General features: G+C 52.6%; 17 protein-coding genes. 8 read left to right on the top strand and 9 right to left on the bottom strand.

The genetic code is table 11. The features are described from left to right. The first annotated feature begins 51 nt into the window (after window positions 1–51). A complete protein-coding gene (locus BD01_RS03425) occupies window positions 52–2,040 on the top strand; it encodes a hypothetical protein (RefSeq protein ID WP_042690049.1) in 1,989 nt (662 codons plus the stop codon). 37 nt (window positions 2,041–2,077) lie between these two features. Here the strand turns inward: BD01_RS03425 and BD01_RS03420 are convergent, their stop codons facing one another. Together BD01_RS03420 and BD01_RS03415 are read right to left on the bottom strand one after the other, a co-directional pair. Beyond that, window positions 2,078–2,539 (bottom strand): DUF1931 family protein, encoded by a 462-nt coding sequence (locus tag BD01_RS03420; protein WP_042690046.1) that lies wholly within the window; start codon window positions 2,537–2,539, stop codon window positions 2,078–2,080. 63 nt (window positions 2,540–2,602) lie between these two features. Then, window positions 2,603–2,923 carry a hypothetical protein gene (locus BD01_RS03415; protein WP_042690044.1) on the bottom strand — a complete coding sequence of 107 codons (321 nt, stop codon included), beginning with the start codon at window positions 2,921–2,923 and terminating at the stop codon, window positions 2,603–2,605. A gap of 115 nt (window positions 2,924–3,038) precedes the next feature. On the opposite strand from BD01_RS03415, the gene BD01_RS03410 reads away from it, so the two are divergent. Further along, window positions 3,039–3,647 carry a molybdopterin-guanine dinucleotide biosynthesis protein MobA gene (locus BD01_RS03410; protein ID WP_042693133.1) on the top strand — a complete coding sequence of 203 codons (609 nt, stop codon included), beginning with the start codon at window positions 3,039–3,041 and terminating at the stop codon, window positions 3,645–3,647. On the opposite strand, the gene BD01_RS03405 is transcribed toward BD01_RS03410, so the two are convergent. Then, window positions 3,622–4,140 carry a biotin transporter BioY gene (locus tag BD01_RS03405; RefSeq protein WP_042690041.1) on the bottom strand — a complete coding sequence of 173 codons (519 nt, stop codon included), beginning with the start codon at window positions 4,138–4,140 and terminating at the stop codon, window positions 3,622–3,624. The two genes, BD01_RS03410 and BD01_RS03405, sit on opposite strands and share 26 nt — an antisense overlap. 53 nt (window positions 4,141–4,193) lie before the next feature. On the opposite strand from BD01_RS03405, the gene BD01_RS03400 reads away from it, so the two are divergent. Both BD01_RS03400 and BD01_RS03395 read left to right on the top strand, forming a co-directional pair. After that, window positions 4,194–4,973 carry an energy-coupling factor ABC transporter ATP-binding protein gene (locus BD01_RS03400; RefSeq protein WP_042690038.1) on the top strand — a complete coding sequence of 260 codons (780 nt, stop codon included), beginning with the start codon at window positions 4,194–4,196 and terminating at the stop codon, window positions 4,971–4,973. Further along, window positions 4,970–5,731, top strand: a complete 762-nt coding sequence (locus BD01_RS03395) for an energy-coupling factor transporter transmembrane component T family protein (RefSeq protein ID WP_042690036.1) — start codon at window positions 4,970–4,972, stop codon at window positions 5,729–5,731. The genes BD01_RS03400 and BD01_RS03395 overlap by 4 nt, the downstream gene beginning before the upstream one ends. Here the strand turns inward: BD01_RS03395 and BD01_RS03390 are convergent. Both BD01_RS03390 and BD01_RS03385 read right to left on the bottom strand, forming a co-directional pair. After that, entirely contained in the window at window positions 5,718–6,356 is a 639-nt protein-coding gene (locus tag BD01_RS03390) for a hypothetical protein (protein ID WP_042690033.1), read from the bottom strand. The two genes, BD01_RS03395 and BD01_RS03390, sit on opposite strands and share 14 nt — an antisense overlap. Window positions 6,357–6,395: 39 nt before the next feature. Beyond that, complete coding sequence (locus BD01_RS03385; protein ID WP_042690031.1) at window positions 6,396–6,806, bottom strand: hypothetical protein; 411 nt, start codon at window positions 6,804–6,806, stop codon at window positions 6,396–6,398. 92 nt (window positions 6,807–6,898) lie between these two features. Between BD01_RS03385 and BD01_RS03380 the strand changes: the two genes are divergently transcribed. Beyond that, a complete protein-coding gene (locus BD01_RS03380) occupies window positions 6,899–7,693 on the top strand; it encodes a DUF63 family protein (RefSeq protein ID WP_042690028.1) in 795 nt (264 codons plus the stop codon). On the opposite strand, the gene BD01_RS03375 is transcribed toward BD01_RS03380, so the two are convergent. The 4 genes from BD01_RS03375 to BD01_RS03360 all read right to left on the bottom strand — a co-directional run bounded on the left by BD01_RS03375 (window position 7,684) and on the right by BD01_RS03360 (window position 13,304). After that, a complete protein-coding gene (locus BD01_RS03375) occupies window positions 7,684–9,051 on the bottom strand; it encodes a hypothetical protein (RefSeq protein WP_042690025.1) in 1,368 nt (455 codons plus the stop codon). The two genes, BD01_RS03380 and BD01_RS03375, sit on opposite strands and share 10 nt — an antisense overlap. Window positions 9,052–9,134: 83 nt before the next feature. After that, window positions 9,135–11,636: a DEAD/DEAH box helicase gene (locus BD01_RS03370; RefSeq protein ID WP_042690023.1), complete on the bottom strand. Its 2,502-nt coding sequence runs from the start codon at window positions 11,634–11,636 to the stop codon at window positions 9,135–9,137. A 36-nt stretch (window positions 11,637–11,672) separates the two neighbouring features. After that, entirely contained in the window at window positions 11,673–12,149 is a 477-nt protein-coding gene (locus BD01_RS03365) for an Lrp/AsnC family transcriptional regulator (protein WP_042690020.1), read from the bottom strand. Between the two features lie 27 nt (window positions 12,150–12,176). Beyond that, window positions 12,177–13,304, bottom strand: coding sequence for a tyrosine--tRNA ligase (locus BD01_RS03360; protein WP_042690018.1), 1,128 nt, complete (start codon window positions 13,302–13,304; stop codon window positions 12,177–12,179). Window positions 13,305–13,427: 123 nt separating this feature from the next. Between BD01_RS03360 and BD01_RS03355 the strand changes: the two genes are divergently transcribed. The 3 genes from BD01_RS03355 to BD01_RS03345 all read left to right on the top strand — a co-directional run bounded on the left by BD01_RS03355 (window position 13,428) and on the right by BD01_RS03345 (window position 18,045). Next, window positions 13,428–14,528 (top strand): CGP-CTERM sorting domain-containing protein, encoded by a 1,101-nt coding sequence (locus BD01_RS03355; protein ID WP_042690014.1) that lies wholly within the window; start codon window positions 13,428–13,430, stop codon window positions 14,526–14,528. Between the two features lie 71 nt (window positions 14,529–14,599). Then, a complete protein-coding gene (locus tag BD01_RS03350; protein ID WP_042690012.1) occupies window positions 14,600–16,051 on the top strand; it encodes an ABC transporter substrate-binding protein in 1,452 nt (483 codons plus the stop codon). A 149-nt stretch (window positions 16,052–16,200) separates the two neighbouring features. After that, entirely contained in the window at window positions 16,201–18,045 is a 1,845-nt protein-coding gene (locus BD01_RS03345) for an ABC transporter permease (RefSeq protein WP_042690010.1), read from the top strand. Window positions 18,046–18,054 lie beyond the last annotated feature (9 nt).

Here is an 18,054-nt window from a genome sequence, read left to right as displayed (position 1 = left end):
ACGGAATAAAACTTATATATTGGATTTCTTTCTTTTATTATTGGTGAGAGTATGGAGCTTGAACTTTATCATTCTCTTCCGATTTTTGGAGAAGTTGAGATTAAGTTGTATGACGACGCTAGTATGATATATGAACTTTTTAGGGGAGATATAGAGAGACTCAAAAATGTCCCTCACTTAGGGATAATACATCAAACGTTAGGAATTCCTATGTACACAAGATATGATCACATAATCACAATGATGACATTAGTTCAAGAAATTAAAAAACATGTATCTAACCCCAGATTTAGCACCCCAATAAAATTGAACAACAATGTGGAATATACCTCAATTGAAGACTTTTTAAAATCTTGGAGTCTACTTTACTCACTTGGTCATCTTTATACTACTTTTACTGCAGAGCATGCTTTTTTGAGATATTTACTAAATAATCCCGATTTTCACAAAGAGTTTTATGAAGATGTAGAAGAAAGGGTAAAGCGGCACTTCAAGAACAGAGGCCGTTTTAAATATTTAGACAACATAATGGGTAACCTCCAAAATATTATAAAAACTGAGAATATAATGAGGGTATACAAAATATTCACTCTTTTAAAGTTGTTAAATGTTCTTGATAAAATAAAAGACTCTGAAAAAGAAAACTACAAAAAATTGAGAGAACTGACAACATTTATATTCTTAAGACATAAATATCTGGACAGTGTTAAAATCACCGAACAACGGCTTAAATTGCAGAAGATTATTGACTATTTTATCACAATAAGAATGCTAGCATTTACAATATTGGATGGATCCTTTGCTCCTAGCCATTTAAGATTTGAGCCGTTAAGAGTCATTCATGATATTGAAAAATTTGTTGTATCACGCGAATACAAACAACTCTTAAACAGCATCCATAGATTCTACACTTCCACAATATATCAAACTCCCAAAAATATGTATTACCATCATGTTCTTGTAAAAGAGTTTGAACAGAAAATATTTTCTAATTTTAGTGATTCCAAAGTATTTATAGATGCACTCCTAAATAACGAGTTAGATATCAAAATACGCGAAGTATTAGAGAACCTGAAAACATCGGAAACAGAACACATAAGAATAGAAAATAAATACAATATTGTAAGATTAAACATTCCTTCTAACTTTTTCCCCAATCCTGTTACATGGGAACTACACGAACTTAAGAAAATTAGTATTATCGGAGGTGTTGGGTTTAACCTTTCCAAAAACATGTGTACAGTAGATCTGTTTTTTCCAAAAAACTATAAAAGCCAAAATAATTTTCAATTAATAGTCAACACCTTGCTAATATTTGAGAATTTATATAATGTCATTCGTCAAAAATCTTTTGAAATTCCTCCAAACTATAGAATTGTATTAGGGTATGTCCCATACTTTATGTTCTCTCCACTAGCAGAGTATATTCTAAAGACCACAATAAGATCTGATTTAAGGTTTCCGAAATACTTTATAAAGGGGTCACTTTTAACCTATCCAATACTCTTTGCAAGATACGACTTGGATGATACACTCAGTTTTATTAAATTTACTGCAAAAGCTTTACAATTTGAAGGCACAAAAAAGATTGAGAGTGAATACTCACAGAAAGCTCTGAAATACATTATACATAATCTAGACACTTCCAAGTTTTTCATATATTCACCCAATGTAGTTATAAGTAATGGAACTGATAATGTAAACCAAGAAATAGATTTCTTACTAGTGGGTATATCAGAGAATGCAATTAACATGTATATAGGGGAGATTAAATCCAATGGCGATTTTAATAATGAACAACTTCTTAGAGAGCTTGAAGCTTTCTTCGGCATAAGTCCACAACAAGCTCGCAAAATATTAGTCTCTGAGAGTTCTAAGATCTCTCATCCTGAGTATCATGCAGAAATTAGTCAAATTATTATAGGTTCTAACACCAATACTACTGTAAATTTGGAGAGTAACAAAATACGGATTTTTAGGAAGAGTATACGCCCTTTAGATGCCTCGCCTAAGTCTAACATTGTGTGGTTTTCTCTTTAATTCAGGATAAAAATATTAATTCAAGAGACCTACAACTTTAAAGTGTGTAGTCCAGAACCTTCTTGGCCTCCTCGATGTGCTCCGGGTAGACGTTCTTAATCTCCGGGTGGAGAGCCTTGATGACCCTTCCGATGAGCACGAAGAGAGTTCCCGCGATAATCGGAAGCTCGTTGACAACGTCCTCCTCGAGCGGAATGTCGCCCGGTATCTTCTTGAGGACGTACTTCCTGATGGGCTCAATCTGGACCTTCTCGTCCTCGATGACAGCCCTGAAGAGGTTCAGGCTGTTCTTGAAGCCCTTGGTAATCGGTATGTGGCGCATCTTTATCGTGCTCGAGCGCTCGGCCTTGGCGTTCTCGTAGGCAACCTCGAAGAGGTCGCTGAGCTTCTTCTCAACGATGTCCATCATCTCCTCGGCCCTCGGCTTGATGACCGCGAGCTCACAGGTCCTCTCCAGAATCTTCTGGAGCTGTGGATAGGGTATTATCATCTCGGCCATTTCCCATCACCTCCGCGTTCTTGCCGGTGAATTTTAGTAACTCTGAGTATATAAAACTTTCGCTCAGAGGAGCAGGAGAGCCACGAGCAGTCCGACCATAATCAGGGGGCCGAAAAGGAGAACAGCCACCGCCGACTCCTCTGTGAGTTTTTTCGGGCCGTACTTCTGGACGAGCCACAGGCCGGCGAAGAAACCCGGGACTATGCCGAGGAACCATCCGAGGAGGCTTCCTCTAAAGCGGAGGGAGTTGACGGCCAGCATCGCTCCGAAAAGCAGAAAAACTCCGAGAAGAGCCTTTACCGTGCTTTTCTGCTTGATAACGAGGGCGTAGGATAGCGCCCAGGCGACCGTGAAGAGGAACCCGAAGAGTGCCTCCGCGAGCATGATTCGTCCCCCTAATATTAAAACCCCGCTGGGACTTTAAGATTTTCTCGGAAAAACTGGAAAAGCGTTGAAATTCGCCAAAAGCTTTTTTAACGCCGTTGTCGTTCCGGTGAACATGCTCGGCGTTATACTGGCGTTTCCAGAGAAGAGGTGGGAAAACTACACCCTACCAGTAAACGAAGAGCCCATCGTCAGGCTCACGGAGAGGAGGCTCTTAACCGCCAAAAGAATCCACGAGGTCATCACAATTGTTAGACGGGACAAGCTGAAGACTTACTCGCTCCACGTTTCAAACCCCGTGCCGGTGACCGCGAGAAACAAGATGGAGGCGCTCCTCAAAGCCCTCCCCGACGAGCCCTTCTTCCTGGTCGAGGGCAACATGCCACTGATAATGCCCTTCCTCGTGAACTATCTCGTCGGTCTCTTCTACGAGAACGAACCGGAAGCTTTAATCCCCGTCTGGAACGACGGGAGCGCCGAGGTATTTCACGCGGTCTACGAGCAGGACGCGCTGAGGGATGCGATAGAATCGGCCCTCGCGGAGGGTTACAAGAGCTTTTCAAGGGTTATCGAGTTCCTCGACTACGAGCCGGTCTCAATAGAAGAGCTGGCGAAGAGAAACCCCAAGGTTATGCTCAGCTTTTTCCGCGTCAGGAACTCCCTCGACGTCGCCTTCGCGGAGAAAACGATTGAAGAGCTCAAAGCCAGGGGAGAGCCCTTTTAACGGCCTTTGCAACCCCAACGGCCAGGACCGCCTTCGCTATGTCGAAGGGAATGAATGGAAGCACTCCGACGGCGAGGGCCTTTCCAAAGTCGCCGTTTAGGTAGAGGCCCAGCCTAAGCCAGCCGAGGAGGTAAATCACGCCGATTCCGAGGATTGACCCGAGGAGCCACACTTCTACCCTCTCCGAGCGCTCCGCGAAGAGTCCGGCCATGAGGGAGGCGATGGGGAAGGCGAGCAGGTAACCTCCGGTTGGGCCGTAGAGGTGCGCGAAACCGCCTGTAAAGCCCGCAAAGACTGGAAGGCCGACGGCGCCGGCCAGGATATAGAGGGCCTGGCTTGTGAAGCCGAGCCTCGAACCGAGTAAGAGGCCTGAGAGGATGACCGCGAAGACCTGAAGCGTGAAGGGAACGGGCCCGAGGGGAACCTGAATCTGGGCGCTTACAGCGGTTAACGCCACGAACAGACCGGTCAGAGCGACTTCCCTCGCGTTCATGTTGACGGGATGGGGCTTATCTTTAAAAGCCTTAGCGCTCCCGTAGGTGTGGGATGATACGGGTAGAGAACCTTCACTTCGCCTACAACGGGCGGGAAGTCCTCAGGGGAATAGACCTTGTCTTTGGGGAGGAAATCCTTGCGTTAGTTGGCCCGAACGGTAGCGGGAAGACGACACTGGCCAAGCACCTCAACGGCCTTCTGAAGCCGACCAGAGGAAGGGTTCTCGTGGACGGGATGGACACGAGGGAGCACACAGTGGCGGAGCTGAGCAGAAAAGTCGGCTACGTCTTCCAGAACCCCGAGCACATGTTTTTCGAGGAGACCGTCTTCAAGGAGGTCGCCTTTGGGCCGAAGAACCTTGGACTGGATGATTCGGAAGTCGAGGAGCGGGTTCGCTGGACCCTCGGAGCGGTTGGCCTTGAGGGATTCGAGGAGAGAACACCGTACTCCCTGAGCGGTGGGGAGAAGCAGAGGTTGGCTATAGCCTGTGTGCTCGCGATGAGGCCGAAGTACCTAATCCTTGACGAGCCGACGACGGGACTCGACTGGAAGGCCGAGAGGAGCGTTGTCGAGACTATTAAATCGCTCCGTGAGGATGGTCACGGGATTCTGCTCATAACCCACGACATGGATTTGGTGCTCGAGCTCGCCGAGCGCGTGGTTCTCCTTGAGAACGGGAAGAAGGCCTTTGATGGCCCGGTTGAGGAGTTCTTCAGCCTTGACCTTGAGCGCCACGGGCTTGAGATGCCCGAACTGCTCGTCCTTGCGGAAAAACTTGGCGCCGGCTTCGTGAGAAGCGTTGAGGAGCTTGCGGGGAGGGTTAGGCAGTGATTTACCAGTTCTACGTCGAAAGGGACTCGCTCCTGCACTCGCTCGACCCCCGCGTCAAGATAATCGGTATGCTCATCGGAATAACCTCGCTGATGCTCTTCAACGACCCGAAGGTTCTCATCCCCCTGTTCCTGCTCATCCTGCTCTCGGGCAGGCTCCTCGGAAGACTGGGAATCGGGGAGCAGTTGAGGCTCCTAAAGCCCCTCCTCTTCATCGTTGCGTTAACCGTCGTAATCTGGCCGCTCGTCTACAAACCGAGGCTTACCGGCCTTCTGCTCGGCGTCTCGTTCTCGCTCCGCCTGCTCGGTTTTGGACTGATAACCTTCCAGCTCCTGATGACGACGAGGCAGAGGGAGCTGATACTCGGCTTCGTCAGGCTCGGCCTCCCCTACGAGCTTGGCCTAACCCTCACGATAGCGCTCCGCTACATCCCGACGCTCTACGGCATTGCGGGCACGATAATGGACGCCCAGAGGAGCAGAGGGCTTGAGCTCGACAGGGGAAACCTTTTGGAGAGAATTCGGAAGACGATTCCAATCCTGATTCCCCTCATCGTGGCCTCGCTCAAAACTGCCCACGAGCTCAGCATAGCCCTTGAGAGCAGGGCCTTTGGGGCGAGCAGGAGGAGGACCTTTTACCAGGACATAGCGATGAAGGGAAGGGACTATCTGGCCCTTGGAATCCTGCTGGTTTGCTTCGCGTCCCTCCTGTACCTCCGCTTTGCCCTTGGCTTCGGGCACGTCGTCATCTACCGGTGATGACCTTGACGAGCGAGTCAACGGGAATCGAGTGGTCTCCAAGGTTCGCTATCTGCTCGGGCGGGGCCTTGAGGACGGTGGCGTTCAGCTTGTAGTGCCCGCGGTAGGAGCTGGTTCTCAGGACGAGGAGGGAATCAAAGAGCTCGGGCAGGAGGAAGAGCCGGGCAAATTCTCCCGGAAGGTCGAGCTCGTTGAAGGTAAGGGTTTCGTGGTGGAGGACTAGCGTGAGCGAACCATCGTCAGCTTTTCTCCTCAGCTCAAGAATGGTTTCCCCGGAGACGCCCCTTAGTGCAGAAAACTGGGAAACGAGGACCGTTGAGCCGTCTTCAACGTAATCGAGGGCCTGAAGGAGTTCATCGGCGCTGTAAACGCTGGCCGATAATAGGGTGGACGGCTCGACTTCAAGGGCCCTCAGGATTGAGGGAGAAAATGCCCTCTTGGGCCCGACGTGGTAGGCCTTTCCAGCTTTGAGCGCCTCGCTGAGGAAGGTGTGAACGAGTATAGAACCCGCTAACTCGTCCGTCGAAACGAGGGCCGACAGCGAGCCCCGGCTGAATTCAACCGGGAATCCTTCAAAGGGTTTTATCCCGCTGATTTCTTCAACTGGCTGGAAAAAGCCCGGCATCGTTCATCCTTCGCGGAGGTTCTATTTATCTTTTTCCACTCAGGGGTGAAGGATTCCAAGGGTCGCAACCCCCGCGAGGCCAAGGAATCCGGCTATGATGAGCTCAACCACTATCGCTATCAGCCACGCCAGGAACGCCCTGAGCCAGTCCGTGTGGAACACCACCTTGATGACCCAGACGTAGGTAACCATGAAGGCGAGCCAGCCGAGCGCTATTCCCATTGGGCCGGCTATCGCGAAGACAAGCGCCACGATTCCCCCCACTATCGCGCCGAGGATTCCACCGCCGACGATGGCCACCATTGCACCCACTATGGACGCGTCCTTTATGCCGACGAGCTTCGCGCTGAAGGCCAGGATTAGTCCGGCGACGAAGAGCGCGAAGAGAAATCCGAAGAGGGCAAGGGTTCCAAGCCCGGTAAGCGCGGGCTCAACGGGATGACCGTACATGCTATCACCTCGGTTAACCTACGGTGGTTTGCTTTAATAAGTTGTCCCAAAAGGCCTATAAGGTTCGACTCCAACGGGAGCCGGTGGTTAAAATGGGCATCGAGAAGGCTCTGTGGGACTTCTTCTACAACTACTTCTGGGAGCCCATGTTCACGAGGAGCGGCTACAACGCGGTCAACACCTTCGTCTACGCACTGCTCTTCGGTCTCGGAGTCATCTACTCCTACCGCTACATAATCAAGCCCCTGAAAATCAAGGTTGATGAGAGGCTGTTCTGGGCGGTAACGCCGATGGTGGTCTTTGGAGCAACGGTCAGGGCGCTCGTCGACGGGGGCATTCTGCCGAAGAACCCGCTAATCTTAACCCCTGGAATCTTCTTCACGGCGTTCATCCTCATAGTTCCGGCGATAGTTGCCGATGCAAAGCTTAGGACTTACCCAAAGGTCACCATAGTCTGGGGAACGGTTCTGGCCCTCTGGGCGAACTACGTGCTCGTCACTCACGCCAAGGACTGGCGCCCCTACGAGCTGACTTTAATCCACACCGCCGTCAGCTGGGCCGTCGTTCTCGCCTTCTACAGGTGGAGGCCCTTTGACAGGCTCTACCTCTATCCTGTCCTGGCCCACTACTTCGACATAGCCTCAACTGTGGTTGGAATCCACTTCTACGGCTACCGGGAGGTCCACTGGATTGAGAGCCATCTCGTAAGCTGGTTCGGGGCCTACATCTACTACCCCTGGATAACCCTAATCCTCATCGTGGTCTATTACGCCCTCCAGGAGCTCGTCCAGGACGAGGAGGAGAGGCGCTTCTGGTACCTGGCCGTTTACGTCCTTGGCCTCGGTCCGGCAATCCGCGACCCCGCCCAGATGATTCTTCAGGTGTGAAGGTTCTCCCCTATTTTTCTTGTTGAAGTTTTGTCCCATATAGATTTTAACAACTCAAATTCATCGAGCTGAAGGTTAGTGACTACCCTCCTATTCACCCATGGAAGTATAAACTCAAGCTGAACTCTCTGAATTGGTTCTCCAGTTCCAGGAAGTACCGATGTGGATGTGGCTCTTGCCAATACAGCATCTGCGACCACTATTGGAACTATCTGATTGCTGAAAACTGGTTTCATCACAAGAATTATTTTGTCAGGAGAGAGGGGAAGAACGCTTTCGGAGAATACCAGTTCTTCCCTGCTTGTAAAGAACTCCTGCAGCTGGGAATACACCCTTAGGAGTTCCTTTGCACTGTTATCTCTGAAAATCTTGTGAGGAACTCTCTCAACTAGCGAAAAGACAAATTGTTCTTTCGTCTGAACTTCTGCATCAGCTATGTGCATTAGTTCAGCAACTATGAGGGATACTGCCCCGGTACCTTTTGGCCACACGTGGATTTTTCTAGTATGCAGGCAAAGTTTACCAGTATTGGGCCAAACAAGGCAAGAATTAAACAACTTCACAATATTGAGGTCACGCTTCACCACATCACGGGAGAGTTCTGTTCTCAAGATTTTGAATGCATCCTCTGGAGGGGTTTTCAAATCAATTAGAATTTTTCCGTTCTTACCAAACCGTAACTTGCGAGTGCTCATATCCACATGCCTAGTGCCATCTACAATCACATCCCTGAAACGCTCGATATAATTTTCCCCCTCAGACACTTCTACCTCCACAAGTTTCATATTATCTCCAAGTTCTCTGACACGCTTTTCTATTAGAACGTTTCCTTTCTGAATAATTGCAGGGCTATGGGGGCAATGATACAGCACAAACCAGACAACTTTGTCCCTCGTATTCCCCTTAACTATATTCCTGCAGTGTTTGAGATACTCCTTTTCCCTGCTTACAACCAAGACACCCTCGTTTTCTCTCACAGATAGTGCTGGGGGCATAATAATATAACTTCCACTCATGGAATCAAACATGCACAATGGTTCGAACAGTAAGGCTATTTTCTCAATTAACTGGGGCGGGTACTTACTTCCAACAGCATTTTTCACACTTTCAACAAAATCAAATGGATTTATCAGATAATGCGTGATTGGGAGAAGTCTCAAAAGTAGCTTAAACTTGTTGGGATGCGGACGTGTAGGGCGGAGTTCTACAAATCTCCAACTGGGTAGCTGATTACGGCACTTCCCTGAAAACACACTGAAAAAATGCAGTAACTCTTCAACATTCTTTGAACTAATTTTAAATTCTTGATGTACTCCGCTTTCAGGATGCTCCAAGACAATGACCATCTCCTGCCGCATTACACTCACCTAGGATACCTTGATATGAAGTACTAAAATCGTTTCTGCCCTCATCAAGAGGGTGTCACTTTAATTTGCCCTCTTTAACTCCGGATAATTCTCCCCTCCTCTATTTCCCTTCTGAGGAGCTTTGCCTCTTCTTCCGCTCTCCTCACGCGGAAGACCCTCGCGATTCTCTCAACAGCCTCAAGCTTCCTGACGATGCCATCTAACCACGTGAAGACGTCGCCCGGGTAAACTATCAGCCCGTAAACCTTCCTGAAGTGCTCCGCTATCTGGGTCGGGTGCTTCCCGCTCCTGCGAAGCTCGATTATGAGGTTCCCAACGCGCTCCATCGCGTATTCTGTGCAGTCTTCCTCACCGCACATGAAGAACTCCTGATAAATCGTGAACAGCCTCTCGGCCGCGTTCGGGCTAAGCTCCGGGATGACCTTGTCGAGCTCCTCGAGAATGGAGGCGAAGCTCGGCGAGAAGACGTTGGCGCTTATCCTGCCTCTCACGGCCCCCTCAAGCTCCCGCTGGAGCGTTCCGCTTAGATACAGGTTCTCGAAGGGGTGAAGCTTGAGCGCAATCCACCTTGCGGGCTTCTCCCGAAGGTTCCTCCTTATGAACTCAGCCTCCTTCGGAAGCAGAAAGCTCATGCTAACGGCCCTTCCGTAGGGCGTGACCTCGACGAGGGGCTTTTTGAGCCTTACGAGCTCAAACTCCTCCAGCTTCTCCAAGACCTTCTCGGCGCTCTGGTTGGCCCCCAAGCAGCGCTCCTGAACCTCCTCGATAACGTCAAGCCTGTTGAAGACGCAGGAATGAGCAAGAACGTTGTCCTGCTCAAGCTCGTCGCTCCACTCCACAGTTACGGGCTCTATCGGCGCGGTAAGGAGCTTGAAGGCAACCTCCTCCTCGGTGCCCTCCATCTGGGCAGAATACTTTCGCCCGGGCTCGACTATGAGGTAAACCTTACCCTTCTCGTGGTAGAGGGGCCTTCCAGCTCGCCCGAGCATCTGGTGGAACTCTCTAACAGAGAGCCACTTGTTGCCCATGGCGAGGCTCTCGAAGATGACCTGACTCGCTGGAAAGTCCACGCCCGCTCCCAGCGCGGCGGTCGTGACGACGACGTCGAGCCTCTGGGCTAAAAACTCCATCTCGGTGAGCTTCCTCTGCTTGTAGGGCAAACCGGAGTGGTAGGGCTTCGCGCGGAGGCCCCTGCTCGTGAGGTAGGCCGAAAGCTCGTGCGTGCGCTTCCTTGAGAAGGTGAAAACTATCGTCTGCCCCTTGTAGCCCTGCTTGGATTTTCTCATCGCTTCCGCCCTGCAGAGGTTGGCTATGTGGCGCCACTTTTCCGACTCGTTGCGCGCTATGATGATGTGTCTCTCCAAATCAACCGGCCTCTCGTCGTAGAGGACGAGCTTTAATCCAAGCTCCTTGGCGAGCTCCTCGGGGTTTCCAACGGTAGCGCTCAGGCCTATGAACTGGGCCTTTGGATAAAGCCTCCTCAAGCGGGCTATCAGTCCGTCCAGCCTTGGCCCGCGCTCCTCGTCGTCGAGCGTGTGTATCTCGTCTACCACAATCGTTCCAACGTTGCCTATCTTCCTTCCTGCTCTCAACAGGTAGTCTATTCCCTCGTAGGTTCCCACTATGATGTCGGCGTCAATTCCGGTATCCACAACCACAAGCTCGTCCCGGGTCTTTATACGGCTCATGCCAACGCGAATGGCAACGCGGAGACCGAGCTTTGAGTACCTCCTCCTAAAGTCCTCGTACTTCTGGTTTGCCAGGGCCACGAGCGGAACCAGGAAGAGGAGCTTTTTGCCCTCCATCGCCTTGGGGACTCCAGCTAATTCGCCGATTAGCGTTTTACCGCTCGCAGTCGCGGAAACGACGAGTAAGTTCTCCCCTTCAAGGAGGCCGTTCTTGACGGCCAGGCTCTGAACGGGGAGGAGCTCCTTCACGCCCTCGGCCTTCAGAACTTCCTTAAACCTCTCCGGAAGCGGGAGCTCGTCAACCTTGACCCTCTCGACCTTGACGTGCTTGGCCTTCAGCTCGTCCCACTTGGTAACTTCCGGGTGCTTCGTCGGGTCGAAGCGCGGGTCGAAGGCATACAAAACCTTATCGAGGTCTCTAAACCTGTCGAGGAGCTTCTTGGCCTGCTCGAACATCGCTATGCTGTTAAACCTAAACCTGAGCTCCCTCTTCAGCTCATCCTCCGCACAGCGCTCGCAGATGTACTCGTTGCGGTACTTTATCCTGTTGCCGGGCGTCAGGACTGTTATCCTGCCCTCAAGGAGGCAGAGACGGCACAGCTCGGCCTTTTCCACTCTTTTGTTCTGGAGCCTTCTCTTAAAGTAGTCCTCCCATTCGTCCGCGTTGACGAGAACGATTCTCGCCTGGCGAAGGAGCTTTTCAATCTCCTTTGGGTTGCGGTAGTTGCTCCCCTCCAGGACCTTGAAGAGCCTTCCCTCTCTCATTATGAGGCGGAATATCCTGTCAGCCTTCAGGTTCTTCATCTCGCTCAGCTTTTCTGGCTCGTTCTCGATAAAGAAGGCCTCAAGCTCGTTCTTCTTCCTTCCGGACCTGATTACGAAGAGCATCTTAACCGCCTCGGCCAGCCGTCCACTCATCACACCTCAGAGTCGGGAGGCGTCCTCATCGGCGAGCCAGCAGTTCTTGAGCTCCTCGACGACGAGGTTCGCCTCGATTGAGAGCGCGTTTACGCCGAAGGTCTTTTTCAGACTCTTCAGGAACTCCCTGAGCTCATCCATGTCCCTGAATTCTCCCTTCAGCAGTACGTTGTGGTCTCCGGTTTTTAGGTAGAGGAACTCGATGTTGTCGAGTGAGGCAAGCTCGCGGAGCATGCTCCTAGTGTAGGGGTCAACGTCCTTGAGCCTGATGAAGATTAGGGCTGTAACGAGATTCCCGAGGAATGCCGGGTCAATCACCGCCGAGTAGCCCTTAACCGCGCCGAGCCTTTCGAGCTTCTCAAGCCTGCTCTTCACACTTGCTGGGGAGAGGTTGACCCTTTTTCCGAGCTCGGTCAGCGTAATCCTGCCGTTTGAGCGGAGGGTTCTCAGAATTTCCCTGTCCTTTTCGTCAATCCCTGGCATCTTATCACCGGCAAAGGGAAAGGAAAATCAGCGGGTAATCTTGACCTGCCTCATCAGCTCAAGGGGCTCAGGGTGCTTCTCGAAGTACTCGCGAACCGGCTTGAGGAGCTCGATGAGGTATTCCGCTACCGCGTTCTTGAGGTCGAGCGGATGGAGCTTCCCTTCCGCGAAGTCCCTCTTGAGCTCCTCGAAGGTGGTGTAGGTGACGTCGCCACCGAACTTGGCCGGGCGGTGGATTGTGAACTCCGTCGGCTCCTCGCGGAAGATTATGTACTCGGCCCAGTCAAGGACGGGGTTGTACTTAACTTCCCTCGCCGGGCAGAATGCCTTCCTGAGCTTCTGCTTAATCTCCTCGGGGCTGTCGTGAATGAAAACTGCCGAGTAGGGCTTGCTCTTGCTCATCTTCATCTGGGTCTTGAGTTCCTTGAACTGCTCCTCGCTCTCTATCGGCCAGACCGGCGGTTCCTGCAGGCCAAGGAGGAGGTGGTGGTGTAACGCAACGGGCTTGAGCTTCTCGCCCTTCCACTCGAGGGCGTGGTAGCGGAGCTTCTGGGCAACTTCGATGGCTATGACGTGGGCCTTCCTCTGGTCCATTCCGGCGTGGGCTATGGTGACGCCCTGGTAGAAGATGTCAGCCACCTGCATCGCCGGGTAGATGAGCTTGGCGAAGTCTATTGACTCGCCCATCTGGCGCCCCATTATCGTTATCGAGCGCATCATCCTCGCGAGGGTGACGTTCTTGGAGATGTCTATCACCGTCTGCCAGTAGTCGCCCTTCTCAAGTATCTCGCTGGCCAAAACGAACTCGACCTTGTCGGGGTCTCCGCCCATAACCTTGATGCTCTGCTTCATTCCCTCCTTGAAGTAGGTGAGGGCGACCTTCTGAATGGTCTCCAAGTCACCGCCGAGCTTGTCGTTTATCCAGCTGTGCCAGTCGGCTAAGAAAATCCTCGTCTTTATCCCGGCCTTCTGGAGGTCGGCTATCTTGGCTCCGGCCATGAGTCCGGTTCCGAGGTGAATGTAACCGCTGATTTCGAAGCCGATGTAGTGCTGCATCGGGATTCCAACCTCGAAGAGGTGCCTAAGATTCTCCTCGGTGAGGAGCTCCTCCGTCGGCTTGCGCTTTATGAGCTGAATCTTTTCCTCAACGTCCATCACTACCACCTGAGCCTGAAACGGCAGAAGGCTTTAAGGGCTTTGCGGAAGTTTTTCCGCCCTGTTAAACTTTCGGGCGATAAGATTTATAACCGCATTATCGCTAAAGGGGACGGTGATACCATGAAGAAGGTTGCAATGTTCCTGGCGGCAGTCGTTCTGCTGTCGGTTTTTGGGGTGGTTGCCAGCCCAGCGGTCAGCGCCGCTGACACCGGCAAGGTGGTTATAGCGGTGGACCTCGCCCACGGCGAGAACCCCAAGGGCCTCGACGACGTTACCTACAAGGGCAAGGTTCTGACGCAGGGAATGCTTAAGACCTTGACGGACTACACCTTCGTTTACTTCGGCGACCCCAAGTACGAAAGCGACCTTGGAATCAAGAGGCTCGGTGACAAAATCACCTACGACGCGCTCAAGAACAACAACGTTACCATCCTCATCCTTGGCCAGCCCAGCAGCCCGCTCCTCCCGGAGGAGATTAAGGCCATAAGGCAGTGGCTTGAGGAAGGCGGCAAGGTTCTTTGGGTCGCCGGCGATTCCGACTACGGAAACGGTGCCAAGACCCAGCAGTTCGTCAACAGCCTCCTCGACCAGCTCAACATAACCAACCTTCGTGTTGACCTCGCCTCTGTTGAGGATGCCCAGAGCAACGCAGGTGGAAAGTCCTACCGTGTCGTTGCCTACGATGACCCCTGGAAGGACACCCCGAAGAGGGAGATACTCGTTCAGAACCTCAAGTACGGAGGTAAGGTTCTCGCTCACGGTCCGGGCGTTGTTGCCTGGGTTGACGGCAAGGATGGAAGCGGTGACTGGCACCCGCTCAAGCCAGACGTCAAGCCCGACAACGCCTACGTTATAATCCACTCCAACTCAAGCTCTGACATCACCGAGAACAACGCTCCAGCTGCAAACGCTTACCAGGCCGGTCAGACCGGCGAGTTCCCAATCGTCGCCGCCCAGATTGTCAAGGTCAACGGCAAGAACGATGTCATCATCGTCAGCGGTGAGACCCCGATTGGCGGCTACGAGCCCATGTGGGCGAGCGAGTACTACGGCGTCAAGCTCGACGGCCCGACCGTCATTACGAACATCCTCCAGTGGAGCCTTGAGATGACCAAGGCCAGCGAGGAGAGCAGCGGAAGCGGAAGCAGCGGAGGAATCTGCGGCCCGGCCTTCATCGTTGGTCTTGCCGTCCTTCCGCTCCTCCTCAGGAGGAGGAAGTGATTTCCCTCTTTTTTATACCTTTGAACCAACACGCTTTTTAAAGGGAGTCCGAAAAAGGGGTGGGGATTGCCATGAGGCGCATGCTTGGAATCCTCCTTATACTCGTTTTGGGTCTCAGCGTCGTGGCCAGCGGCTGTATTAGCGGAGGAAGCAGCGGCAGTAGTGGAACCAGTGGAATCACCCTCGTTATCGTCACCAGACACGATGCCACAATCCAGTACAAGGTCAAGGAGCTCTTCCTCAAGAGCGACATTGCGAAGCAGTACCACATCACCGACCTGAAGTTCATAGGCGTTCCCGAGTCCCTCTGGCCTGAGTACATCAAGAAGGGCGCCGACGTCGGCTGGGGTGGAGGCCCGACCCTCTTCGACGACATGTACAAGATGGGCTACCTCGCGCCGATAACCGACCAGAAGGTTCTCGGTCTCATCGGCAAGCAGATTCCCAAGGAGCTTGCCGGAATGCCCATGATTAGGGAGGAGGACGGTAAGGTCTACTGGATTGCCGCCGCGCTTTCATCGTTCGGTTTCACCGTTAACAAGCAGGTTCTCGAGAAGCAGGGGCTCCCGTTCCCGCACAAGTGGGAGGACATAGCCACCGCCGACTGGGCCCGCGACCCGCCGATGTACGGTATAGCCGACCCGACCAGGAGCACTTCGAACACGAGGATTTACCAGATTATCCTCCAGGCCTTTGGCTGGGACGAGGGATGGAGAATTATGACCCTCATCGCGGCCAACTCCAAGGTTTACGAGGCGAGCGATGCCGTCAGGGATGCCGTCATCAACGGTGAGATTGCCGCCGGAAACACCATCGACTTCTACGGCTACACCGCCATGAAGCAGAACCCGAACTGTGTTTACGTTATCCCCGAGGGGGAGAGTATCATCAACGGTGACCCGATAGCGCTCCTCAAGTACAGCAAGCACCCCGAGGCGGCTCAGGCTTTCATCTACTGGGTTCTTACCGAGGGTCAGGCCGTCTGGATGAGCCCGGACATCAACAGGCTTCCGATTAACGCCGAGATATTCAACAAGACCATCACCGAGGAGGAGGCGAAGGTTCTCTTCAAGGGCAAGTACGCCGGCGAGACCTTTGCCAAGGCCCGCCCGACCCTCCTCAAGGCCTACAAACTCTCCATCTCGAGCAAGGGCATTCCGTTCGACGACAACAGGGCTCTGAAGACCGTTAACGCCCTCCAGTACTACTTCAAGGCCACCCTCATTGACGTCAACGGCCCGCTCCACCAGGCTTGGATTGCCATAGTCAACGCCTACAAGAACGGCAAGATAACCAAGGAGCAGTTTGAGCAGCTCAAGGACGAGCTTACCGCACCGATTCAGTTCAAGGACCCCGAGACCGGCAAGATGGTCACCTTCACCGAGGAGTACGCGGCCAAGATAAACGACAAGATTGCCACCGACGCCGGCTTCCAGAGCCAGCTCACCCAGGAGTGGAGGAACGCCGCCCAGGCCAAATACCAGAAGGTCATGGACGACCTCAAAAAGATGGAAGGAAGCTGACCTTTCTTTTCTTCATTTTGACAGGACAAAGTTAAGAAAAGCCATTCTCTCTCCCCAAACTTTCCAGACTCTTTTCAGAAACCTTTAAAACGAGCCCGCAAATCCTAAGGTAGTTGCGAGTGGTTAAAAACCGCGAGGAGGTAACGCTAATGAAGGTCAGCAAGTGGAGTGAAAAGCTCTTCGGAACCCCGTTGCCGGACCCAGTTGTTATAGTCTCCTTCCTCTTCCCGCTGCTCTACCTGGTGGCGTTTCTCGTGATTCCGGTCATAGTAATGCTCGGAACGGCCTTCAAGTACAACGGACACATCTCCCTCTACTGGTTCAAGAGCATCCTCAGCTCGAGCTACTATGTGAACTTCCACCCGGACGGATACCTCGTCAAGACAACGATTTACGGAGGGCAGGAGGTCTATCACTTCTCGGGCTGGGACTTCGGTGTCATCCTCAACTCAATAATCGTCTCGATAAGCGTCATGATTCTGACCACGCTCCTCGGAACGTTCTTCGCCTTCATAATGGCCCGCTACGACTTCCCGGGCAAGAACATAATGAGAATCCTCCTGTTCATCCCGCTCCTCGTTACCCCCTTCGTCAACGTCGTCGTTGTCAAGAAGATGTTCCTTCCGGATGGAATCATCAACTGGATTTTCTACGAGCACCTGCACCTCTTCCCGAAGCCGATATGGATTGATGGTCTCGTCGGTGTCATCATCGCCCAGACGATAACCTACTACCCGATAGTCTACCTCAACGCCTACGCGAGCTTCATCAACATCGACCCAAGCCTCGAGGAGCAGGCCGAGAACCTCGGCAGCAAGGGCTTCCACCTCTTCAGAACGGTCACGCTTCCCCTCGCGATGCCGGGAATAATGGCCGGTGCGATACTCGTCGGCATCTTCAGCCTTGAGGACCTCGCCGCGCCGATAGTCTTCCAGGGAAGCGCCATAGCCAAGAAGCTCATGTCCTACCAGATTTACAGCTCCTTCGTCTCCGGCTTTGCCGTCGGCAACCCGCAGATGGCGGCTTTGGCCTTGATAATGCTCACCATCGCCCTCATAATGTTCCTCGCCGTCCGCTGGTACGTTGGCCTCAAGCAGTACGCCATGCTCAGCAAGGGTGGCAGGTGGAAGCCGAGGGTTGCCAAGCCCAAGCCGTGGCAGGCCCTTATCATCGCGTTCGTCGCCGTCCCGCTCCTGCTGATAACCATCTTCCCGCAGATTGGTGTCGTCCTGCTCGCTTTCTCGGAAACCTGGTACGGCACCTGGCCGAGCGGGTTCACCCTCGAGAACATGAAGGCCATAATCACCCAGCCCGACATAGAGCGCGTCATCATCAACAGCCTCCTCTACTCGACCGTGGCCATATTCATCATCATCCTGCTCTCTCTTACCGCATCATACGCCTCCGGCAGGTTCAAGAAGGCCAAGCTCGCCCCGATACTCGACAGCCTTGCCACCATACCAATAGCGGTTCCTGGAATCGTCATAGCAATGAGCTATTTCTTCTTCTTCTCGACGGTCCCGCCGTTCAAGGGCACAATCCTTGACCCCACCAACCTGCTGTACTTCTTCCCGGGAGCGGCGCTCATACTGGCCTACTCCATCAGGCGTCTGCCATTCGCGGCGCGCTCGATTTCCGCCGGCCTTCAGCAGGTCCACGTTTCGCTTGAGGAGGCGGCGATGAACCTCGGCGCCGGAAGGTGGAAGGCCCTCACCAGCATACTCCTTCCCATGATTTCCCTCAACCTGCTCGGTGGAGCGATGCTGAGCTTCGTCTACTGTATGAGCGAGACCAGCGTCGGCATCACCCTCGGTTCCATCAACTCTACCTGGTACCCGATAACCGCCAAGATGAGGGAGCTCATCATCGGAGCCGTTGGAAGCGCCAACCTCGCCGCGGCCCTCGGTGTCTTCCTCATGCTCGTGCAGATAACGGCCATAGTTATAGCCAACATCATAACCAAGCAGAGGTACTCGTTCATCGGTCTTACCTGAGGTGGTGAT

The organism is Thermococcus nautili (assembly GCF_000585495.1).
GTDB lineage: Archaea > Methanobacteriota_B > Thermococci > Thermococcales > Thermococcaceae > Thermococcus > Thermococcus nautili.
This window is presented reverse-complemented; position numbering and strand designations above follow the sequence as displayed.